Here is a 23,075-nt window from a genome sequence, read left to right on the forward strand (position 1 = left end):
TCAAGCATTGTTGTTGACCAGATTAGAGACAAACGAACGGAGCTCGTTCGGTTTGATCGGTTTCTCGAGATAGGGCCGTTTCGCGGCGCGCAGGAACATCTGCGCGTCCGGACTGATCGTGTCCCCCGTCAGGAAGGCTAACCTGTCGAGTTCAGCCGGATGGAGCTTGGCAATCTGGTTGAACAATCCCCGTCCGTCCATATCAGGCATTTTCAGATCGCTCAGGATCACCGCGAAACTGCGGTTCTTGAGGTGCAGCAGCGCTTCTTCGCCGGATCTGGCAATGGTGACGTCAAAACCATCTCGCCTGAGCACCTCAGCAATCAGCTCACCCACTTCCTCTTCGTCGTCCACCACCAGACAGGCAATGCCGGTTGAATTTGGGAGCTCGTCTTCGGCCGTTTCGGTTCCTTCATCGAGATGGTCCGAAGCAGGCAGCGAAAGTATGAAGGTCGAGCCACCCCCCTCGGGGGATTCGACCTCGATGGTTCCTCTATGGGATTGAACGATCCGATGACAAAAGGACAGCCCGATCCCAGTCCCTGCCCCAATCTCCTTGGTCGTGAAGAACGGCTCGAAAATGCGGGGACGTATCTCTTTGGGAATTCCCGGACCCGTGTCGGCAACGCTGACGACTATGTTGCCGGTTGTGGGATGAAGCCGCGTTGAAACCGTGATTGTCCGTCGTGCTTCCCAGCCGTGCAACGCCTGTTCTGCATTGACAAGCAAGTTGATCAGCACCTGGCCAAGCTGATCGGGATCCGCCCAGATCAGGGGAAGACCAGGTTCAAGATGAACTGAAAGCCCGATGTCCGACGATCGAATCGAATAGCTCGCCACTTCGACCGCTTCGGAAATGATGTCATCGATCGCAACGTTTGAGGTTCGCGTCGGCTGCTGTCTGGCCATAGCCAGGAATGTCTTGACGATCCTGGCGCAGCGTTCGGCTGCCTTACTTATCTTGTCGGCGCGTTCCACGACCTTGGCGTCGGCAGCGGTCTCCTTCAACAGCGATGACAGGCCAAGCACCACCGAGAGCGGATTGTTGAGCTCATGCGCCACCCCGGCCAGCAATCCACCGAGCGCCGACATTTTTTCGTTCTGGTGCAGCGTCTCGCGCTGCCGCTCCAATTCCTGCTGCATGTCGATACGGTCGGTGAGATCGTAGGCGTGGGAAACGATCACCTTCTCACCGTGGTAATCGATCAGTCGAGACGAAATCGAGCACCAGCAGGTACCACCGTCCTTGCGTTTGAGCTGGGTTTCGAAATCGTCGACCAACCCCGTCGCGAGCAGCCGCTCAACGTATCGCCTCCGCTCTGAAGGGTCGACATAATAGTCGACGGCGCTGGTGACGTCGCCGAGCAGCTCAACGGTGGCGGGGCTGCGGTAAAGCAGCTTCCCGTCATGCGCGCGGGTCATCTGGATGTTGACGGGGCAGGCTTCGAGGACTTTACGGACCAGTTCGTCCGCTTCCTTGGCGGCCTCCTCGGCCCGCTTGCGCTCTGTAATGTCGACACGGGTGACCACGAACCCGCCTTCGCGGGTCGGACAGTTCGAGACGAAAAACCAACGCCCGTCCGTATGACGGAATTCCTGTTGCCGGAATTCGCGGCGGTCCCTTGCCCTCTCGGCAAGCCAGTCGTCGATCTTGTCGGGTGGAACCGGAAACTGGTTGCGCTCTGCGGTCACGCGGAGGAAATCGAACCAGTTCACCCCGGGAATGAGCACATCCGCGCTTATCGCGTGCATCTGGCGGTACCTACTGTTGGCCAGCACCAGGCAATCGTTCCTGTCGTAGAGGGCAAACCCTTCGGCCAGAGATTCGATCGCGTCGATCAGCCGCTCGTTGGCCTTGCGCGTTTCTTGCTGGGCGGTGATCATGTCGGTGATATCAGTCGTGTTCGACACTATCACCTGCCTTCCCTGGAAATCGATCAGGCGAGCGGAAATCGAAGCCCAGAAGGCCTTGTTCTCGGTGTCGTACTGCTGGACTCGAAAATCATCGATCCTGCCCTTTTCGATCAGGGTGCGCTCCAATATCGCGCTATAGTCTGGATCGACATACTGGTCGGTTATCCGAGGACGGTCGGCGTAGAGATCTCTGGTAGCAGGATTGCGGTAGAGCGTTTCTCCCTCGAACGTGGTCATGCGTATCGGCGAAGGGCAGGCATCGAGCACCTTTTGCAGCAGTGTCGTGGCGTCGCGCTCGAAAGCCTCGGCCTTCTTGCGCTCGCTGATGTCGGTGCGCGTTACGACGAAGCCGCCAAGATCGGTGGGATGAATCGATACCGAGTGCCATTTGCCGTCGGAGAGGGGGACCTCGAAATGGGAGTGGAACTCGATCCGGCTTTGGAGCCGCTCGTCGAGCCACTCATCCTCGCGCCCAACCGCATTGCGGTACACGCCGCGCCTGGCGGATTCGCGAAGGAGTTCGTTCCATTCCACGCCCGGTTCGACGAGATCCCAAACCGGGCGGTTCAGCTCGCGGTAAAGGCTGTTGCACATGACCAGGCGGTGGTCTTCGTCGTACAGCGCGAATCCCTCGGAGAGTGATTCAACGGCGTCCGCGAGCATCTCCCGCGCCGCGGCGACTTCGCCGTCACGCTTCTTCTGCTTGGTCACATCGGCGATGCCGGCGAGAACCACCCGCCGGCCCTGGAATTCGACGATCCTGAGATTGCCCGTGGCCCAGAACTCCTGGCCGTCGGGTCTTTTGAGGAGCACCTCGCAATTTTCGACGACGCCCTTTTGCATGAGTTCCCGATTGATTTCCCGGTGCTTCTCGGGATCGACAAAGTAATCGCCAAGCCGCACCGTCTCGCGTTGCGCCTTCTTGCTCCATCCAAGCAGCCGTTCGGCAGCATTGCTCTGGTAGATGAGTTCCCCCGAACTTGCGTCGTTCATCCATACCGGCAACGGATGATGCTTGATCAGGAAACCGAACAGATCCTCGCGCTGCTTGCGTTCCGTGATGTCCAATACCCCGATGATGAGCGAGGGGCGCCCACCGTAGACGCCGCGACGGCAGTTGGTCGAACACCAGACGGCCGATCCGCTTGTGTTTCTAAGCTGGATTTCGTGATCCCGGACGATCTCGCTGTTGCTGGCGAGAGAACTGATTTCATCGAATTCGCCAGAATTCACGAAATGATCCGTCAGGAATTGCGGCTCGTTCGGCGTCCATTTTCGGCCAAGCAGGTTCGACGCATCGAGGCTTTCGTAGAGGATCTGCCCGCTTCCCGCGTCCACCACCCAAACCGGCAGCGGGTGACTGTCCGTGATGCAGCGGAATATCTCGGCGTTCTCCTGGTGCGCGATCTGCGCTCGCTTCATCTCGGTAATGTCGACGCTTACCAGGGCCATGCCGCCATCCGGCCGAGGATGTGCGGTGAGCAACTTCCACCGGCCATCCAATGTCTCGGCTTCAACTGGAGCGTCGTCGATTTGCGTCCATCGCGCCGCGGCGCTTTCAACAAATGCGTTGCCCGGCTCGATGGGGCGGCCGTCGAAACTCTTTAGACGTGAGAGGGCTTCGGCGACTGCGGCAATGGCGTCCGTCGGCTGCATCTCGCCGCGGTCGAGCCGCCGGCTTCCAAATATCTGCGGATTGCTGTCGACGAGAACATGGTTGGCGTCAAAAAGGGCATAGCCTGTGTGTGTGGATGGCACCGGATTATCAGGCCGCATGGTCGTTCCCTTTGTTCGCGTGATCCCGCGAGGGCGGATAATAGCCCCTCTTTGTTTCAGCACGCGTTCGGGCGACGCGTGATTTGTTTCAACTGTTTCGGCGCGTAGGAGACATCGCCGGCGCTGACGTGTCGCCTGTCATCCCCGTGGGGGCGCGCTGAAACAAACGAAACACTCCCACCACACCACAGAAAAACGCCTGAAACGAAGGCGGTGTAGGACAAGAAGAGCCGCAGATGCGGCAGATTCAACCGGCGAAGCGCAAATGTCCAGCGCCCAGGATGAACAATCTAGTCTTGGCGAGTGTCGACGCGTCTTGCTCTGAAACCTGAGGGTTCAATATGGATAAACCAGTTACTTCCCACGATTTCCCCGACCGGCTCCTCGCGAGCCTTATTGACCAAAACCATCCGGCCTATGAAGAGGCTCGCGGGCTCTACAACGCCATGATCGACAAGCGGCCGCGCTGGATCATCCCCTGCGCCGAGGTCGCTGATGTCGTCGCGGCAGTCAATCATGCCCGGGAGAAGCAGTTGCTTCTTGCCATTCGCGGCGGCGGCCACAGCGGTCCGGGCTTCGGCAGTTGCGACGGCGGAATGGTCATCGACATGTCGCCGATGAATCGGGTCGATATTGATCTCGGGACCAGCACGGTCCGCGTCGAGGCCGGCTGCACCCAAGGCGATGTCGACCGCGCCACCAGCGCTCATGGGCTGGCGGTGCCGGCTGGCCTCGTCTCGTCCACAGGCATCGCCGGACTGACGCTGGGCGGCGGCACTGGCCATCTAACGCGCAAACACGGCCTCACCATCGACAATCTGCTTGCGGCCGAGGTCGTGCTGGCCGATGGCAGCGTCGTGACGGCAAGTGAGAACGAACACCCGGAGCTGTTCTGGGCGCTGCGCGGCGGCGGCGGCAACTTCGGCGTCGTGACGCGCTTCACATTTCAGGCGCATCCGGCGAAGGATGTCTATGCCGGGCCGATCTTCTTCGACATCGAGCATACCGCAGAGATCATGCGCTGGTACCGCGGCTTCCTGCCCGGAGCGCCGCGAGAGCTCGGGATGTTCTTCGGCATCAAGACGGTGCCCTCCTGCGACCCTTTCCCGCGCGAGATCTGGGGAAGGCGCGTCTGCGCGCTGATAAGCTGCTACAACGGCGCGGAGGAGGACGGCATCCGGGCGATGCAGCCCGTGCGCGACGCGCTTCCCGGGCCACTGATGGACGGTATGATGCAGATGCCCTTCGTCGATCTGCAGGCGCTGTTTGATCCGCTGCTGCCGAAGGGCTTGCAGTGGTACTGGAAGGGCGATTATGTCGACGAGCTGTCCGATGCGGCCATCGCAGCCCATGCCGAGCACGGCTCGAAGACGCCGAGCGAACTGTCGCTGATGCATCTCTACCCCATCGACGGAGCGGCCCAGGAAGTGGCTCCGGACGCTACCGCCTGGGGAGCGCGGCGAGCGCGCTGGTCCATGGTTATCGCCGGCATCGACCCCGACCCGACGAAGGCGCCCGCACTGAGGCGCTGGGCAAGCGAGTATTGGGCCGCGGTGCACAAGCACAACCCGCATGGTGGCGCCTATATCAACTTCATGATGGATGATGAAGGCGAGGCGCGTGTACGCGCCGCCTACGGCGCCAACTATGAGCGGCTCGTCGCGGCCAAGCGCCAATACGATCCGGCGAACCTCTTCCGCGTCAACCACAACATCCGGCCGTAAGCCGAGGCTGAGCCTGTCCGTCCTTAGGTCGAGCCGAGGCGGACAGGCCTGTGGCATGCGCAAGCCGGTGTCGCGCCATCGAGGACGATCATCCACAAAATGCGTCCCGCCCGTCGCGCGTGCCTCTGAAACAAACGAAACACTCCCACCGCGATGCAGAAAAACGCATGAAACGAAAGCGGTGTATGACAATAAGATCCGAAGACGCGGAAGAATAAACGGACGAAACGAAAATATCCAGAGCCTAAGACAGGACATCTAGTCTTGGCGAGGGTCGACGTTTTTTGCTCCGAAACCTGAGGTTCAAAATGCATAGGCCGGTTGCTTCATACGATTTCCCCGACCGGCTCCGCGCGAGCCTTGTTGGCAAAAACCACCCGGGCCATGAAGGGGCTCGCCGGCTCTTGCAACGCCATGATCGACAAGGGGCAGACGTCACCCCCGCTACGCGACGGCTGATCGGCAACAGCCGCCATTCGTACGGCCGCGCTGACACTGCCGATTGGTGATGATCTCGGCTGCCATTGAGCAGCCCACCCAACAGCGCACGAACGCAACAAGAGACCGTGCGCTGAACAACCTGCCGCCGCACATCCAGGAGGATAGTGGTTGGTCGGTTTGCCCAAAGGGCATGAAAAGACGGCCTCATCGATGCGGTGCGGGGCACGGCGCGTTGAGGCCAAACGCTAACCCTCAAAAATGGAGAATTGAAATGCTCAAGATCGTTCTTGCCACTGCCACCTTGCTGTTTGCCTCCGGCATGGCTTTTGCCGGCAGCGACCACTATGGCTCCGACTACAGCCATGGCTCCTTCTATCCGAAGACCGGTGACCATTCGATGGTGTCCGACAACGGCTACGCGCTCGACCCGAGCGGCACAGCGAGTGTCGACACGACCGACAGCGCACCGACCTCGGCAGGAAAATCGGTCTTCGATAAGCCCGCACCAGGTTACGGACAGGGGATGTGGGGGAGCCGATAAGAGCGTTCGGCCACACGGTCGGGATTCGACTTCCAAGCGGCGGGCTCGCCCGCCGCTTGGAATCACCTCACGCCCAGCGGAGGGAAGATCCTTTTCGATCTCGTAGCGTGGGCTGGAGCGGCCTTGGTTGCGCAGCCCGATCGGGTGCGTCTCAGGAGAACTCTCCTCGGCCCGAGCTTTGCGAGCGGCATCTCATTTAATCTGAAGCCGCGCCCAGTCGTGAGTAAGCACCGCCACGCGCCACCAGTTCATCATGCGGACCTTGTTCGACGATGCCTGTATCGGCGACCACCACGATGCGATCGGCATTGCGGATCGTCGCCAGCCGGTGCGCGATAACCAGCGTCGTTCGGCCCTGCGCAAGCTCTGCCAGCGACTGCTGGATCTCCCGCTCGGTCTGCGTGTCGAGTGCCGACGTCGCCTCGTCCAGGATGAGGATGGTCGGGTTCTTCAGGAACATACGCGCGATTGCCAGGCGCTGCTTCTGACCGCCCGAAAGTTTTACGCCGCGCTCGCCGATGATCGTATCGAGGCCTTCCGGCAGCGAGGCGATCAGTTCGTCGAGGCGCGCGCGGCGCGCCGCCTCGACGATCTCGCTCTCGACCGCGTCCAGCCGGCCATAGGCGATGTTCTCGCGGATCGTGCCGCCGAACAGGAACACGTCCTGCTGGACGATACCGATCTGGCCGCGCAACGAAGCCAGCGTCATATCGCGGATATCCAGACCGTCGATGGTGATGGACCCGCTGTCGACCTCGTAAAAACGCGGCAGCAGCGAGCACAGGGTGGTCTTGCCGGCGCCGGATGGCCCGACGAAGGCGATGGTCTGTCCTGCTGCGATGTCGAGATTGATGTTCTTCAAAACCGGCCGTTCGCCGCTATAGCCGAAGCTGACGTCCCGGTAGCTGATGTCACCCCGGAGTGTCGGTGCGTCAATTGCGCCGGGCCGATCCGCGATGTCCGGTTCAGTGTCGAGGAGGGCTGCATAGCGGCGAAATCCGGCGATGCCTTTCGGATAGGTTTCAATCACCGAATTGATCTTGTCGATCGGCCGGAAGAACACATTGACCAGGAGCAGGAAGCCAACGAAGCCGCCACTGGAAAGTTCGCCACGCAGCACGAGGTAGCTTCCGGCGATCATCACCACCAGTTGGATCAACCGCATGCTCATGTAGCTCAGCGACGTGCTTGCGGCCATGATGCGATAGGCATCGAGCTTGGTTTTGCGGTAGCTGGCGTTGTCGCGCGCGAACAGGTTGCGCTCGTGGTCTTCATTGGCGAAAGCCTGCACCACCCGCATGCCGCCGACATTCTCCTCGATGCGAACGTTGAAATCGCCGACCCGCCCGTAAAGCGCCTGCCAGTTGCGCGTCATGCGCGCGCCATAGCGGCTTGTCACCCAGGCGACCAGCGGCACAATTGCCGCCGTAATCAGCGCAAGCTGCGGATTGACCAGGAACATCAGCGCGAAGGCGCCGATGAACGTCATGATCGCGATGAACAGGTCTTCCGGGCCATGATGGGCAACCTCGCCGATTTCCTCCAGGTCCTTGGTGACCCGGGCGATGAGGTGACCGGTCTTGTGATTGTCATAGAAGCGGAACGAGAGCTTCTGCAGGTGATCGAAGCTCTTCCGGCGCATCTCGGTCTCGATGTTGATACCGAGCATATGGCCCCAATAGACCACGACCGCCATCAGTCCGGTGTTCACGACGTAGATGGCAAGCAGGCCGGCCGACGCAGCAAGGATCAGCAGCCACTGCTGAGTCGGCAACAGCTCGTCGACAAACAGCTTGACGGCCATCGGAAACCCGAGTTCCAGCAGGCCAGACAGAACCGCGCAGCAGAAATCCAGGATGAACAGACCTCTCCAGGGGCGGTAGTAGGCGAAAAATCTGCGCAGCATGGGGACGCTTTTTCTGTTCGAAGGTCTGGCCTGCCAGGAAGCATGGCTATGCGAGGGCCGTCGTTAAAGGCATTTCTTGCGGCGACTGCTCAGCGGCGCCGACTTGTCCGAACGGATAGCTTACGATAAGTGGAGTGTAAACATCATATTATGAGGTCTCCATGCTGACTGCAACCACGCGCTGCGAAACGCCGAATGCGGGCAAATATCTCCAGCAGCTTTGCAAGCATTTCGCGCACAAGGTCGAGGTCGCCTATGGCGATGGGCATGGGCAGTGCCGGTTCTCCTGCGGCACGGCTACCATGAATGCCGGTCTCGAACGGCTGGACATAGTGGTGGAAGCGGCCGACACCACCGCATTGACCGAGACCAAGCAGGTCATCGAATCGCATCTCTTCCGGTTCGCCTTCCGCGAAAATCTCCAGCCGCTGGCCTGGCGCGATTGAAGCGTCGTCTTCGCTACGGAGCATGCTCATGAGATGGCTCAAGTCGGTCCTGGCCTTGCCGGCATTGGCGCTTTTCCTCGTTCAGGCGTTCGCAACCGAGATCGAGACCGCGAACGGCCCGGTAACGGTCGGCAAGACGCCGCAAACGCTCGCGGTGTTCGACATTGCGGCGGTCGATACGTTGAACAGCCTGGGCGTGAAGATCGCCGGCTTGCCCGATAAGCTCTATGTGCCCGAACTCGCCGGGTTGAAGGACGGCGCGGAAATCGTCGGCACCATCTTCGAGCCCGATCTGGAGGCGCTGAGCGCGCTGGCGCCGGACCTGATCATTGTCGGCGGGCGCTCCTCGCCGCAACTGGCGGCGACCAGCCAGATTGCGCAGAGCATCGATATGACGATGAATGGCGATGATCTGTTCGCGCAGGCGAAGCAGCGCCTGACGGCCTACGGCGCTCTCGTCGGCAAGCCGGCCGAGGCGGCGGCGCTTGCTTCGGAACTCGATGAGGCGCTTTCGTCCACACGTGCCGCCGTCAAGGGCAAGGGCACGGCACTGATCCTGATGACCAGCGGCCCAAAGGTGACCGCCTACGGCAAGGAGTCCCGCTTCGGTTGGCTGCATTCGGCGCTCGAGCTCACGCCGGCGGTCGAGGATGTCGAGGCCGCCACCCACGGCGAAGCGATCTCCTTCGAGTTCCTCCGCCACGCCAATCCGGACTGGCTCATCGTGCTCGATCGCGCCGCGGCGATCGGCTCGGGGGAGCAGAACGCCAGGGCGACGCTGGACAATGAACTGGTGGCCGAAACCACAGCCTGGAAGAAAGGGCAGGTGGTCTACATGCCGGCAGCCGATTTCTACATCGCCGCAGGCGGCGTCCAGTCGACGAAGCGCGTGCTTGAGACCATTCGAGACGCTTTCTCGCGGACCCAATGACCGCCGGATCGCTTGGCTCTCAAGGCTTCGCCTATCAGGCAATCGGCGCCGCAACCCTGCTGGCGCTGTTTGTGGCCAGTCTGTTCGTCGGCGTCGGACAGCTTGCCATAGGCAGTCTGGCCTCCGATCCGGAAGCCTTGCGGCTGATCATGATCAGCCGCTTGCCGAGGACGTTGGCGGCACTTCTGGCCGGCAGCGCCCTGGCCATCGCAGGGCTTGTGATGCAGACGCTTGCCCGCAACCGTTTCGTCGAGCCTTCGACGGCTGGAACCGCGCAATCCGCGGCACTCGGCATACTGGTGGTGACGCTGGTTTGGCCCGATGCATCGCTTGGATGGAAGGCAGCCGGCGCGGCGGTGACCGCTCTCGCCGGGACATCCGTTTTCCTTATGCTCGCGCATAGGTTGCCGCCTACACAACCTTTTCTCGTTCCGCTGTTCGGATTGGTCTATGGCGGCGTTATTGGCGCCGCCGCGATCTTTGCCGCTTGGCACCTGGACCTTCTGCAGTATCTCGAAGTGTGGATGACGGGGGAGTTTTCCGGCATCCTGCGCGGGCGCTATGAACTGTTGTGGGTTGCGGGCGCACTGGTCGTATTGGCCTGGTGGACGGCCGACCGCCTGACGATGCTTTCGCTGGGCAGGGACGTCAGCATAGGGCTCGGCCTGAACTATGCCGGCATGCTTCGGCTCGGCCTGGTCATCGTCTCGGCCATCACCGCGCTGACCGTGGTCGTCGTCGGAACGATCCCGTTCGTCGGCCTTGTCGCGCCCAACATCGTATCACGCTTCGCCGGCGAAAACCTGCGCCACACCTTGCCGTGGGTCGCCGGCGGTGGCGCGGCGCTGGTGCTTGCCTGCGATATCATGGGCAGGCTCATCCGTTTCCCCTACGAGGTTCCGGTCGGCACGATCCTCGGCGTCGTCGGGGCGGTGCTGTTCCTCGTCCTGCTGCTTGGCCGAAACAGCAATGACTGAAGTTTTGATGCAACGCGGCCTAATGCGGCACGAGGGCCGCCTCGCGATGATGGCGGCGGTCGCAGTGCTGGTCGGCGTAGCCTTCATGACGATCGGCCTGCGTGGCAATCTCGCCTTCGTGGTCGAACTGCGTGCCGTGCGGCTGGCGGCGATGGTTCTGGTCGGCGTAGCGGTGGCGGTTTCGACGGTCGTGTTTCAGACCGTTTGCGCCAACCGCATCATCACGCCATCGATCATGGGCCTGGATGCGCTCTACGCCTTCTGCCAGACGGCGCTGGTTTTTGCGCTGAGCGGTTTCGGCTTTGCCGGCATCGATCCCCGCCTGCACTTCTTCGGCAATTTCACGGCGATGACCAGCCTCGCGCTGGCGCTGTTCCTGCCGATGCTTCGCCGGCGTTTCGACCTGACGCTGATGCTGCTGACGGGCGTCGTGCTGGGCGTGCTGTTCCGATCGCTGACGACGTTGCTGGCGCGGCTGCTGGATCCGAACGATTTCGCCGTACTGCAGGGTACGGTCTTCGCCAGCTTCAATGCGGTGGAACCCGATCTCCTGCTGTTGGCCGGCGTGATCACCGTGGCGGGTGTCGCCATCGCCTGGCGGGCGCGACATGTTCTCGATGTGCTCGCGCTGGGCACCGACACAGCCATCGGGCTCGGCTTGGCGTGGCGCGGCACGGCTGCCGGGCTGCTGGTTGTTGTCGCCGCGCTCGTGTCGGCGTCGACGGCGCTGGTTGGACCGGTGGCGTTTCTGGGGCTGCTGGTGGTTTCGCTCGCTGAGCGCATCGTCGGCACCAACCGGCACGCCATCCTTCTGCCGGCAGCCGCGCTCACGGCGATAATCGTGCTCGTCGGCGGCCAGACGGTCCTCCAGCATGCTCTGGGCGGGGAAGGCAGCCTCGGCATCGTCGTGGAGTTTGTCGGCGGCATCGTGTTCCTCGCCATTCTGTTTGCCGGGGGCCGGCGATGATCGAGATTGCAGGCGTCTCCCTGGCTCTTGGCGGCAGCCGGATTCTCGATAATGTCAGCCTGACCGTGCCGAAGGGCGGCGTCACGGCGCTTGTCGGACCAAATGGCGCCGGCAAGTCCAGCCTGTTGTCGTTGATCGCCCGCCTGCGGCCCCTGCAAAGCGGCCGCATCACCGTCGACGGGCTGCCGGTCGATACGACGCCGAGCCGGCAGTTGGCCAGGATCATGGCCATCCTGCGACAGGATCCCGGCGTCGCAAGCCGCCTGCGCGTCGCCGAACTGGTGGGGTTCGGTCGTTTCCCGCACAACCGCGGGCGGCTGACAGCGAAAGACCGCGAAATCATCGCGGCGTCGCTCGAGCAGTTCGATCTCAGCGATCTGGCGCTGCGCTTCGTCGACACCTTGTCAGGCGGGCAACGGCAGCGCGCCCTCGTCGCCATGACCTTCTGCCAGGGGACGGATTACATCCTTCTCGACGAGCCGCTGAACAACCTCGACATGTTTCATGCAAGAAACCTCATGCGGACTCTGAGACGCATCGCCGACGAGCACGGCAAGACGGTGCTCATCGTGCTCCACGACATCAATCATGCAGCCTCGTACGCCGACCGTATCGTCGCGATGAAGGACGGCGCCGTTATCGCATCGGGCGAAACCGGCGACATCATCCGGCCCGATATACTGGAGAGCATTTTTGGCTTCTCGATGCAGGTCGAAAACATCGGCGGTCGCCTGACCGTCCTGCACCACGCTTGAGTAAGCTCCGCGGCTGCAGCGCTCGAAGAGCGCAGCAGATACAAGGGCTTGCATAACTGGATTTTTATTATCAAGTTTATTGCCGCAGCGCAACCGATGGATTAAGGCAGTCCCAACAGGCGCGGTTCGCGCCAGCCGGGGCTACCGTATTCGAGGGGATTTAGCCGATGTCATCAGATCTGTTGCGAGCGCTGACCGTCAGCACCGCGATGTCCATTTTCTTGTGTCCCGAAGCGCTGGCGCAGTCTGCCCCCGCCCCGGAAGCGGAAGCCGGGGCGAGCACGACCGAAGAAAATGAACAAGCCCAGGCTCCCGCCGGGGGCACGCAGCTCGACACCATTCTCGTCGTCGACGTGGGGGCAGGCGCCAACGCGACGGCCGGCGCCGACCTGATCACCATCGACCAGCAGGAGATCGACCGCAAGAAACCGCAGGATTTGAGGGAGGTGTTCTCCGGTGAGCCGCAGATCGCCGTCGGCGGCGCGATCCCCAGCACGCAGAAGATCTACGTCAACGGCGTCGATGAGAACAATCTGGCGGTGACCGTCGACGGGTCGCGACAGAACAACAAGGTGTTCCACCACAACGGCACCTATCTGCTCGACCCGGCACTTCTAAAGGCCGCGTCGGTGCAGGCAGGCGTTGCGCCGGCCGACGCCGGTCCGGGCGCACTCGCGGGCTCGCTTGGATTCGAGACCAAGGATGCGGCCGACCTGCTCGAACCCGGCCGCAATTTTGGCGGTTTCGTCACCGGCATATGGGACACCAACAGCGAGATGTTCACCACCGGCGTGAGCGGCTTCGGCCGGCAGGACGGCTTCGAGTATCTCGGCTACATCAATTACGGCCGTGGCGGCAACTTCACCGCCGGCAACGGCCAGGAGATGCCGGGGACCGGCACCGATCTGATCAGCGGGTTAGCCAAGATCGCCTACGAGAGCGTCGAGGGCCATCGTTTCGAGCTCAGTCACGAGCAGGTCCGCGACGACGAACTGCGCCCCTATCGCGCCAATGTCTATATCGATAATGGCGCGGAGCCAGTGACCCGCAACTACGATCTGCGCCGACAGAATACGGTTTTCACATATACCGACACCTCACCGGAAGGCTGGTGGGATCCGAAGATCGTGCTTGCATATTCCCGGACCGAACTGGGCACAGAAGTTACGGCCCCTCGCGGTCCCCAGGCAGGCGTCACTGGGCCAGCCTTTGGAGAAACGACCAGCCTCAACGGCAAGGTCGAAAACCGCTTTTCGCTCGACGTCGGAAGCGTCACCGCGGGTCTCGATTTCTACAGCGACAAGGCAGCACTGGATTCGCGCTTCCCCGGTTTCTTCGAATTTGCCGACGAACGCGCCAGCAACGTCGGGGCTTATGCCCAAGCCCGCCTGGAGCCGTTCGATCGGGCCAGGATCTCCTTCGGCGCACGTGGGGACCATCAATGGTTCACCGGCGTCGATGATTCGGATTGGAACAATGCGGGCCTGAGCGGCAACATTTCCGGCGAATACGACCTCGTACCGGAATTCCTGACGGTCAAGGCCGGCACCTCGCATGTCTGGGGTGGTGTTCCGCTGGCGGAGAACTTCATCCAGAATCCAGTCTGGACCTATGGCGAGGGTCCAGAGCCGGTGACATCTGACAACTACACTGCGGGGCTGGAAATGCGTTACAACGGCTTCACTTTCGAGGCCAATTTGTTCCGTACGAACATCGACAACGCACGCCTGCCGGTCTACGGACGCGCGCCATACCTTCCCGGGGATACATCGATCCGAACGCTCGATCTCGATTCGAAGGGCTGGGAAATCGGCGGCCGCTATGATTGGGACGCCGGCTTTGTCAGTGTGAAATATGCCGATATCAATGCCGACGTCGACGGCATGCCGGCCGATACGGAGATCGGCCGCTATTTGACGACACCTCTCGGTCAGATCGTGATGATCGGCGGCGGCTACACGTTCGACGATTGGGGCCTCAAAGTCGGTGGCGACATCGAAATCGCCTTGAGGACCGACAGGACCTTGGTGCGGCATGACACCGACCCGACAAGCGCAAAGAAGGAACTGCCGGGCTATGAGGTGGTGAACGCCTATGTCGAATGGACGCCGCCTTCGAAGCCGAACTTCACGCTGCGCGCCGACGCTCTCAATATATTCGACGAAGATTATACGGACCGAGCCGCCTACGGTCAGGATTTTGCGGAACTAGGGCCGGGCAATGAACCACACAAAGATCCTGGCCGCTCGTTCCGTCTGAGCGTCACGGCGCGGTTCTGACCCGGAGCGCCACGGCGCGTCGAAAAGGCTGGCGCGGGAGTGACCTGTGCCGGCCCTGAAACTGGTCTCGAAACGCGGTCGCTTACGCTACGCCGGCGCGAACCGGTGCTTCGCGGTCCGCCCGCAGCAGGCGCATATTGCGGGCGTCGTTGGCGAGTATGTTGAAGCAGTCGCCGCCGAACCATTCCAGCGAGGCATCCACCTCCTCGCGCTCGAACAATTCGTGGAGGAATTGCAGATAGTCCACCGCGCCGTCGAAAAGCGCGGTCATGCCCGTCCGCTTTCCGGACGCGGCATAGACGTTTGCCGGCTCGAACACGGCGAGGTCGGCACGCGAGCGGACATTCTTCAGATGATAGTGCCGGATATGCGGCAACAGGGCGCGATGCGCGGCGACCGGATCGGCGCCGCCTTCCCAGACGTGCAAGGTGTCGAAATTGATGCCCAGCGCCGGATGGTCGACCTCCTCGAGCAGGCGCTGCGTCGACGACAGTGTATCGGCAAGCGTTCCCGGATGTGTCTCCACCAGGATCTCGCAGCCCTGGTCCTGCGCCATCATGCAGGCGTCCTTGAGCCTCGCCGACAGTCGCCAGCGCGCTTCGGGCGAGGTGTCCCGGCTTGCCGACTTGCCGGCGAACGTGCGCACCTTGCGGGCGCCCCAGCGGCCGGCCAGACGGCAGAGGTTCGACGTGGCGTGGCGCAGCGACGCCAGATCGTCATCGAGAGGCAGATAGTCGCTGAGCATCGGTACGGAAAGGCCGAATGCCGCCATCCATTCGGCGTTGCGCTCGGTCATATGCTGCATGTTGCGCGCGTGTGCGCCCCAGAGCTCGATGCCCTGGAAGTCGTTCGCCTCTGCCCATCGCGCGATGTCCTCCAGCGACAGCAGATGATGGCGGAAGGTGATCGTGCAGAGCGACAGCCTCATGCGACGGCGTCCTCGACATCGTGGCGCGGCGCGTGCTGGAGGCCGCGCGTGTCGCACCACACCCGATATGTCTGGGCAAGGCGGCGCTTCAGCGAGCGCTCCATCGCGTCCAGCATATCGAGTTTCTCGAACACCCGCGACGCCAGGGCTTCGTCGCCTGTCTGGCTGAGTTTCATGATGGCGTAGTGAAGCGCCTTGAATTCCTGGATCAGAGATTCGATGTCGTCGCAGATCGTGTCGAACCCGGCGTTGGAAAGCTGCAGCGATCGCCAGAAAAAGGCGAAGCCATGCTCCAGCGCGTATTTGCGGATCGATATGACCGGCAGCTCGCGCAGCGCCATCGACAACTCGGCCAGCTTCACGCCGTCGCGGCCTTCCAGATGCGCCCGAACGACTTCGCGCGTTGCGCGCGTCAGCAGATTGTCGTCTTCATGGAAACAGGCAAGGAAATAGTCGCGCAGATCGACGGCGGACGGTTTCCTGATGTCGGCAGCGTCGAAGATGAAGCCGCCGGCAACCGTCGGCTGCATGATCGCATTGATGACTACCTGCTTCTCGATCCTGCCTTCCCAGCGGAAATCCGGATCCAGAACCATCCATACTGCGGGATCCTCGGTGTGTTCCAACATCAGATAGTGCGGGAACGGATTCTGGTTGAACTTGTTCTCGCGCTCCGGCAGGTGGAAGAGATCGAGCATGACCATCAGATACTCGCCCTGCTTCTTGCGCTCCAGAAGCTCCAGCATCGTCGCCAGGTTCTCTACCTTGGCTGCGTCCGGCCGATACCATTGGCGGACCTTGGCGCCGTACAGGCGCTCGAACCAATCGCGGAAGAAGTCGTGGTTGATTTCAGGCGCGTGATACGCCAGCCGCCAGCTTTTATCGACGGCGAAACCCGCATCCCAGACGCCGAAGAAGAAAGGTCGATGATCAAGCTGCCTTTGCTTCACCGCGTGGCAGACATTGCTGACGAAGCAATGGACCTTGATGTCGACGAAGTCCTCGCCATGCACGCCGATCCGCTCAACCGCCTCTCTTTCGGCGCGAGCGATAACAAGTTCCTTTGCCGGCTTAACAAGTGTTCTGTTCGGTTCCGAGACGGCGACGAACAGCCGCGCCAGGTCGTCCACCGTGTCCAGATCCTGACGGCTGATCACCTCCTCGGGAAGCGCGACACCGTGGTCGAGTTCAAGCGCCAGCATGAGTTCGAGAATGAGCACGGAATCGAGATACAGATCCTCGTTCAGCCTGGCTTGCGGTGCGAAGCTATCCATGTGCTGGTTGTCGAGCTTGTCGCGCAGGATCGTCCCCATCGCGTCGAGTATTTGATCGTAGGTCATCAGGCTGCCTCCGTCCGTACCGGCGCGAATTCGCCCGTGCCGTAGCGCGCAGCCACGTCACGCCGGCTGATCTTGCCGTTCGCTTGGCGCGGGATCTGCTCCACCTGAACGATCTCGGTCGGCATCTGGTGTGCTGCAAGCCGTTCGGCGCACCATTGCCGAAGCTGTGCCCGGTCGACCGCATGTTCGGCGCTGAACAGAAGCGCGACGCGCTCGCCCGCGAATGCATCCTGCTTGCGGAACACGACCGCGTCGCCAATGCCGGCGAACGTCATGACCACGTCCTCGACTTCCTTCGGATAGACGTTGAGGCCCGAGACGTTGATCAGGTCGTCGAGACGCGACAGGAAGACCAGCATGCCGTCGTCGCGGCGGTAGCCGAGGTCGTGCGTCTCGACGACCACGCCTTTGCGCTCGACGGCAATTTCCTTCGGTTCATTGGAAGTGCCGGCGTCTCGCAACGCGAAGCGCGGCAGCACATAGCCGACCTCATTAGCCGCCTGCACATCCGGGTTGATCGCTATGCAGCCGGCTTCCGAGCAGCCGTACTGCTGGAACATGTGCCTGGACTTGGCCCTGATCTGCCCGAACCAGGGGTCGGGCAAGAGGGTGCCGGACGTCATCGTTGCGTAGATCTGCTCGCCGGCCGGCAAGAGCCTAGCCAGCGTGTGAAGGATGGCCGGCGATGAGATCAGATAGGGGCGCTCCGTTTCGCGCAGCTTGCGCAGCAGGAATTTTGGGTTCCCGGTGTCCAGTATGGCGGGCGACTGGCCGCGCTTCAGCGCCACCATTACGCCGCAGATCAAGCCATAGGAATGAGTGGTTGGGCCGGCGATCAACGGGGTCATGTCCTGTGGCTCGACAAACGCCGAGGTGTAGCTGTCGATCTCGTCGTCTATGTCGCTCCAGGCGCGCGCGATGCATTTCGGCTCGCCGGTCGTGCCAGAACTCATCTGCAGCAGCTGTCCAGCTTCGCTGGCGCGCTCCTCGCAGATCGGCTCGCCATCTAGCCGGTTGTAGAAAAGCCGGTTGCACTTCGCCGTCTCCGCCTGCCGGCGCGCCGCGGCATATGGCGTCGAGGGATGCAGCGGCAGCACGCTGGCGCCGGCCGCGCGCGCGGCAAAGAAGAACGCCAGCCAATCCTGCGCCTCGGAGAAACAGACCGCAAAACGGTCGCCTGCGCGCTTGTCGAGTTGCACCGCGGCCGCAATGCGGTCCGCCGCGTCGCGGAAATAGGTTTGATCAAAGACCGTGTCGTTGATTGCGATCATATTTTCTGTCTCCTTACGCGACTGCAAGGCTGTTTGGGATTTCGTGAGCGCATTCGGTGCCCGGTGGCGCGAGCTTGCGTCGCAGCAGCGATTCCGTGCGGATGCGTGGCCGGAACAGGCCAAGCGCCGCCTGCCGGTGTGTCAGTCCGAACTGCCGGCAATGGTCCTGCAACCGCCTGCCGACGCCTGACCAGAAGCTGTCTTCGTCAAGACCGTAACATTGCCGCAGCAGATGCGAGATCTCGGCGAGGTTGTAGACGAACAGCGCGTCCAGGCAGAGCTCGCCGAGCAAATCGGCGCTCTCCATCCAGTAGTACTGGTTGGGCGCGGCGTCGCGGTAGGCGGGGTTCAAGGCGAGGAAGTCGGGAAGGGTGGAGGGATCGCGCAGGAAGCCCGGCACGTATTCGACGCTGTCGTGGAAGTCGCGCATTGCCAGCCTTACTGGCCAGCCATCGCGATGGATCAGGATCAGGTTCTGGCCATGCGCTTCCGTCGCGATGCCATGGCCGACGAGCAGGTGAAACACCGGCATCACCACCGTAGCCACAAGCCTGTCGAGCCAGGCGTCCAGCCCGTACTCATCGATCCAGTCCGCGACGAACGGCCGGCCGTCACTCTCCAAGGCGATCAGCGCGTTGAGCGGCACCGCGGTTTCGCCGGGCTGGAGGCTGCTGGTAACGTCCTCCCGCCAGATCGCGGCGATCTGTCCTGCCAGCGGTCCTTCCCGATCTGCGATCGTGCCGGCATATTCGGCCAGGATCGTGAGCGGATAGCGCGCCTCGAACAGCGGATCGCTGGCGACAATGTCCTTGAGCCAGCGGCTGATCACCGGCGCGCTGCACACCGAATGCGGTTCGATGATGCGCTTGGCCGACGAGTTGACGAGATTCATCGGCAGTTTGAGATTGGCGCGCCGCGGGTGATCGCGATTGAAAAGCGTCCGCACGGATTGGCTGGCGGTATAGAGGTCGCCGGCCTCGCCGAGGAATCCGGCGGAGCCCTCCGCCAGCCAGCGCGACAGCTCCGAGCCCTGCAACGCTTTCCATTGCCAGGGATGCAGGGGCATCAGGCCGAACCGCCTTGCATTGTCGCCGAGCCGGGCACGGCGTTCGTCCAGCAGCGCGTAGGTTTCGGCGCCGAGTTCGTGCAACCAGAAAGCCTGCTCGTCCGTGGGAAACGCCAAGTGCAGACGTTCGGGCGCGACCGCCAGCCAGGCCAGCTGGAAGGCGTTGCCTGCTTCCGGGCCGTACGCAGCGTGGTCGGCATAGTCGAAGCCGGTGCGCGCCTTGAAACACGGATGATAGGGATGACCCTCATCGATCGCGCTGTCGAGTTGCGCAAATGGCAGATTGCGGCGCGGTCTGGGCCGGAGATTGAGCTGGTTCCAGGCGCTGAAATCGAGCGTCCGATCCAGTTCGGACGTGAGTTGCGCGCGCCGTTCGGGGCAGGTGTCTATGCTCGCAAGCAGATCGCCGAGCGTCGCCGGGCGCCATTGGTCGGCGCAGCCCCGCTCGATCGTCTCGGCGACAACCCTGACCCGACCGAAGGCGCCGATCGATCCCTCGCAGCGTATCGAGGCGCCGCCGCAGCGCCATTCGAAGCGGGCTTTCCCGCCGTCTCGCGACACCGCGCAACCGACCAGGCCCTCATAGACCAGGGCTTCCGCGAGCTGGCGCATCACACGCAGCTCGGGGATGCCGTGGAGATCAAGAGGCAATGGCATGTGCCTGCTCCGCGGCGACAAATAGCCCGACACGGCTCACTGGATTGGGAAAATGCGTGTAGACGGCGCTGCCGCCCTCGGCCAGCTCATCGACATCCTGCAGTCGGATTGCCAGGTTGGCCTTCGCGGTGATGTGCGGCTTGTCCAGCAGGCTAGTCGCGAATTCCCCGCCCGCGCCAGTGAGCTCTTGCGCCAGCTTCTTGAGCCGCGCACGCAGCATGGCGAGCAGTTCGGCCTCGCTTGCCAGGCCGTCATGCCCGGCGCGAGCGACGACCGAGAAGATCTGATTGACGATGAGGTAGTAGGAGAGCCGCTCGCGAATCTCACGGTCGTCGAAGAAAAGACTGCGGATCTGGACAACCTCCGGGACCAGGCCATACCACCGGGCCCTGAAACTGTTCGAGAGATAGAATCCCTGGCTGTCGCGATAAAAGTATCGGCTGGGCAGCCCCTGCTGCGAAAGGTCAAGCAAGCTGTTCTGCTGATGCGCTTCCAGCGCGACGCCGAACCGATCGTAGAGTTTGACCAGCGGATCGAGCGCACAGTCGAGATAGCATTCGAACCAGCGACGGCACGCCTGCCGCACCGAGATATCATGATCCTGCGCGACACGCCGGACGATGGTTTCGAACAATGAGCTGTGCCCGGGACGTGGTTCGGCCGTCAGTGCCGAAACGGTGATCACGGGGTGGTCGGCGCGGCCCCGGAACGGGTTTTCGCGGAAGATGACTTCGAAACCGCTCTCGGCCTGTCCGGAAAAATCCAGCGTCACGTAGGCGCTGTCATGGAGAAAGCCGAGGCGCGGCTCGAACATGTCGATCCCGGCGCGTTCGAACAGGCGCGCCACCGCAACGCCTGCCTCCAACTCGTGCCGCCTGTTGACGCGCTTGGAGTTGGTGATGCGGACGGGCAGCGAGAATTTCGGCATCCAGGCGGCGTCATCGCTGTAAACCGTGCGCACCGAAGAAGTCGCCGAGAACACCGGCCCTGCCGGACCGAGATACCGGATTTGCCTTGAATCCATGAGCGCGCGCACCGCCGGGTCGAGCATCAATGCTTGCGCCTGAAGCGGATGCATGGGCAGGAGCATCTCGCCGTTGCCTGCGGCTACCTTATCGGCGTCGTTCCCCAGCAGTGAGCTGACGATCGAGGTCACCGCGATGCCGGCGGAATCCTCGCGGACGAGGTGGGCAGCGGCGGCGAAATAGGCCAGCTGGAAACCGCCGCGCAATTCGGGGGCATAGACATCCTGCTGCCAGTTCGACATGCCCTGCAGACTCTTGGGCGTCGGATGCAGCGGATGTCCGAAATACAGGGATTGTTCCGCGGCTATAAAGCCGATCGGTGACGGCGCCCGATCGGCGGCGTCGAGGTAACGCTTCGTCGCCTGACAGCTCTGAAGAATCCGTTCGAGGAGCTCGACATCGGCTTGTCGGTGCGTGGCCGATCCGGCTTCTCTGGCTCCCAGCACAAGCAGATGCACGGCCAGGATCGGTTCTATCTCGTGCCAGTTCGGACCGGCATCCTGACGCATCCAGACCTGTCCAAACAGGTGCATTCCGCAAAGCGATCGGGATTTGATTTCGATGCGCAGCACGGCATGCCGCGACGGCAGGGAAATCTCCACGCAATCGAAGTTCCGTTCTCCAACGCGGTGGAACACCGGGTTCCCGGAATTCAGCTCACGCAGATAGCTGTTTGCAAAGGCTCGAAACGTTGCCTGTTCTGCTGCAATCTGATTCTTGTCGATCATTCGTTGCGGACGCCATGTCGCACAGACGCCGGGCAGGCGCTCTGTGCTAAGTTTCAAAGGTTTTGATGGCGCCGCGCGTGAAGGGCCAGCCTTGCTGCGGCCGCGGCTAAAACTAAACTACGATTGTCATGTTATCCTAGTCAGCTGCGCGGATCAACCTCCGAAGGCGGTCATCTGGGCAATGCCACCGCGGCTCATCTGGACAGTTCGATCTCGGCCGCGATTGCCCTTTTAGCCGAAACGGGCGGCGCGGAAGGTTGCAAGCATGGGGTGCGGATTGCCGGAGGCGATTTCTTTGGCCAGCAATTCGCCGACGATCAGTCCAAGCGTGGCGCCGCTGTGGCTAAAGACGACGTGAAGATCGGCGACGGTCTCGACGGAGCCAAGCACCGGCTCGCCATCGCCGGGGATAGGCTTCGGGCCAACGGCGTAGGTTGCGAGTTGGAGCCACGGATTGCCGTCGAGCACGGCGCTAGCTTCGTCGAGCAGTCCCTTTACGGTTTTGTCGTGCACGGTGTAGGTGCCGTCTGAGTTGACCACGACTTCTTCCTCCGACCATGCCGAATCCAAAACAAGTGCGCCATCCGGCGTCGGGCGCACCGCAACACGCGGCGTATTCAGCACGGCACGGAGGTCGGTCTTGATCGGTTTGGTCTTCAAGAGAAGTGAAATCGGCGTGGCGTCGGGGACATGGACTCCGATCCCCGCAAGCATGCAAGGCGTCGCTGGCCCTACGGCAAGGACGACTGCATCCGCCTCGACCGGCGCACCGCCAGCAGTGACGACGCCACGTGCGCGACCGCCTGTGGCAACTAGCCGCACGCGTCCTGCGTCCTGAACAAGCTTGCCGCCGCGGGAGCGGAATTCATTGAGTAGCAGATCGATCAAAGAGGGCAGGTCAACCCATCCTTCGCCAGGATTGAAGATGGCGCCCTGCGGGGCGATCGCACTGGCATCGATGCCGGGCGTCACTGCGCCAACTTCGGCAGGGTCGAGCAGAAGCGAGTCATAACCAATATCCTGCTCCAACTGCCACATCGATGCGATCTGGTTCGCCTCATCATCCGCATCCCAGGTGAGGCCGCCGTCAAAGCGAAGCCACGATGCGGTTTCCGGCCTTGTGGCGGCCAGGGTCCGATAACGGTCGATGCCTGCAAGCCTCAAACGGTGATAGGCAGTGTCCGCGCGTCGCGCTGAGTTCAGCCAGGAAAGTGAACGGCCGGATGCACCGTTGGACGGCGCGCCGTCGTTGACCATGGTCACATCAAGGCCAAGGCGGGCGAGGTGCAGCGCCGTCGAGGTGCCAAAGATGCCTGCGCCGACAACGACGACATGGCGCGGCTTAGGGGATGCAGTCATAGGGAAATCCTTCTACGCGGAAGACAGGCTGGGAGTGTGAGATC

The 23,075-nt window shown here is 62.1% G+C and carries 16 protein-coding genes; 8 read left to right on the forward strand and 8 right to left on the reverse strand.

Annotated features, from left to right (window positions below; all coding sequences use genetic code 11):
* Window positions 1–3,672, reverse strand: a complete 3,672-nt coding sequence (locus AC0L3O_RS23325; protein ID WP_473616728.1) for a PAS-domain containing protein — start codon at window positions 3,670–3,672, stop codon at window positions 1–3.
* 359 nt (window positions 3,673–4,031) lie between these two features.
* Here AC0L3O_RS23325 and AC0L3O_RS23330 point away from each other — a divergent pair, with 359 nt between their 5' ends.
* Both AC0L3O_RS23330 and AC0L3O_RS23335 read left to right on the forward strand, forming a co-directional pair.
* A complete protein-coding gene (locus AC0L3O_RS23330; protein WP_473616730.1) occupies window positions 4,032–5,414 on the forward strand; it encodes an FAD-binding oxidoreductase in 1,383 nt (460 codons plus the stop codon).
* A gap of 712 nt (window positions 5,415–6,126) precedes the next feature.
* On the forward strand, window positions 6,127–6,396 hold the full coding sequence (locus tag AC0L3O_RS23335; protein WP_473616731.1) for a hypothetical protein: 270 nt from the start codon (window positions 6,127–6,129) through the stop codon (window positions 6,394–6,396).
* 196 nt (window positions 6,397–6,592) lie between these two features.
* On the opposite strand, the gene AC0L3O_RS23340 is transcribed toward AC0L3O_RS23335, so the two are convergent.
* Window positions 6,593–8,302 carry an ABC transporter ATP-binding protein gene (locus AC0L3O_RS23340; protein ID WP_473530573.1) on the reverse strand — a complete coding sequence of 570 codons (1,710 nt, stop codon included), beginning with the start codon at window positions 8,300–8,302 and terminating at the stop codon, window positions 6,593–6,595.
* A 161-nt stretch (window positions 8,303–8,463) separates the two neighbouring features.
* On the opposite strand from AC0L3O_RS23340, the gene AC0L3O_RS23345 reads away from it, so the two are divergent.
* From AC0L3O_RS23345 to AC0L3O_RS23370, 6 genes are all read left to right on the forward strand, one after another.
* On the forward strand, window positions 8,464–8,748 hold the full coding sequence (locus AC0L3O_RS23345) for a DUF2218 domain-containing protein (RefSeq protein ID WP_473616732.1): 285 nt from the start codon (window positions 8,464–8,466) through the stop codon (window positions 8,746–8,748).
* A gap of 28 nt (window positions 8,749–8,776) precedes the next feature.
* On the forward strand, window positions 8,777–9,679 hold the full coding sequence (locus AC0L3O_RS23350) for a siderophore ABC transporter substrate-binding protein (protein WP_473616734.1): 903 nt from the start codon (window positions 8,777–8,779) through the stop codon (window positions 9,677–9,679).
* Window positions 9,676–10,656: an ABC transporter permease gene (locus AC0L3O_RS23355; protein WP_473616735.1), complete on the forward strand. Its 981-nt coding sequence runs from the start codon at window positions 9,676–9,678 to the stop codon at window positions 10,654–10,656. The genes AC0L3O_RS23350 and AC0L3O_RS23355 overlap by 4 nt, the downstream gene beginning before the upstream one ends.
* The gene (locus tag AC0L3O_RS23360; protein ID WP_473616737.1) at window positions 10,649–11,623 is read left to right on the forward strand and encodes an iron chelate uptake ABC transporter family permease subunit; all 975 of its coding nucleotides are present in this window, start codon (window positions 10,649–10,651) and stop codon (window positions 11,621–11,623) included. The genes AC0L3O_RS23355 and AC0L3O_RS23360 overlap by 8 nt, the downstream gene beginning before the upstream one ends.
* The gene (locus AC0L3O_RS23365; RefSeq protein ID WP_473616738.1) at window positions 11,620–12,378 is read left to right on the forward strand and encodes an iron ABC transporter ATP-binding protein; all 759 of its coding nucleotides are present in this window, start codon (window positions 11,620–11,622) and stop codon (window positions 12,376–12,378) included. The genes AC0L3O_RS23360 and AC0L3O_RS23365 overlap by 4 nt, the downstream gene beginning before the upstream one ends.
* A gap of 167 nt (window positions 12,379–12,545) precedes the next feature.
* Entirely contained in the window at window positions 12,546–14,657 is a 2,112-nt protein-coding gene (locus AC0L3O_RS23370; RefSeq protein ID WP_473616739.1) for a TonB-dependent receptor domain-containing protein, read from the forward strand.
* Window positions 14,658–14,739: 82 nt separating this feature from the next.
* On the opposite strand, the gene AC0L3O_RS23375 is transcribed toward AC0L3O_RS23370, so the two are convergent.
* From AC0L3O_RS23375 to AC0L3O_RS23400, 6 genes are all read right to left on the reverse strand, one after another.
* Window positions 14,740–15,585 (reverse strand): sugar phosphate isomerase/epimerase family protein, encoded by an 846-nt coding sequence (locus AC0L3O_RS23375; protein WP_473616741.1) that lies wholly within the window; start codon window positions 15,583–15,585, stop codon window positions 14,740–14,742.
* Window positions 15,582–16,925: a DUF6005 family protein gene (locus AC0L3O_RS23380; protein WP_473616742.1), complete on the reverse strand. Its 1,344-nt coding sequence runs from the start codon at window positions 16,923–16,925 to the stop codon at window positions 15,582–15,584. Before AC0L3O_RS23380 ends, AC0L3O_RS23375 begins: the two co-directional genes overlap by 4 nt.
* Window positions 16,925–18,196 (reverse strand): AMP-binding protein, encoded by a 1,272-nt coding sequence (locus AC0L3O_RS23385; protein ID WP_473616743.1) that lies wholly within the window; start codon window positions 18,194–18,196, stop codon window positions 16,925–16,927. Before AC0L3O_RS23385 ends, AC0L3O_RS23380 begins: the two co-directional genes overlap by 1 nt.
* 13 nt (window positions 18,197–18,209) lie before the next feature.
* Window positions 18,210–19,919, reverse strand: coding sequence for an IucA/IucC family protein (locus tag AC0L3O_RS23390; RefSeq protein ID WP_473616745.1), 1,710 nt, complete (start codon window positions 19,917–19,919; stop codon window positions 18,210–18,212).
* Complete coding sequence (locus tag AC0L3O_RS23395) at window positions 19,903–21,672, reverse strand: IucA/IucC family protein (protein ID WP_473616746.1); 1,770 nt, start codon at window positions 21,670–21,672, stop codon at window positions 19,903–19,905. Before AC0L3O_RS23395 ends, AC0L3O_RS23390 begins: the two co-directional genes overlap by 17 nt.
* Window positions 21,673–21,903: 231 nt before the next feature.
* Window positions 21,904–23,031: an NAD(P)/FAD-dependent oxidoreductase gene (locus tag AC0L3O_RS23400; RefSeq protein WP_473616748.1), complete on the reverse strand. Its 1,128-nt coding sequence runs from the start codon at window positions 23,029–23,031 to the stop codon at window positions 21,904–21,906.
* Window positions 23,032–23,075 lie beyond the last annotated feature (44 nt).

Source organism: Mesorhizobium sp. WSM4810 (assembly GCF_055811235.1).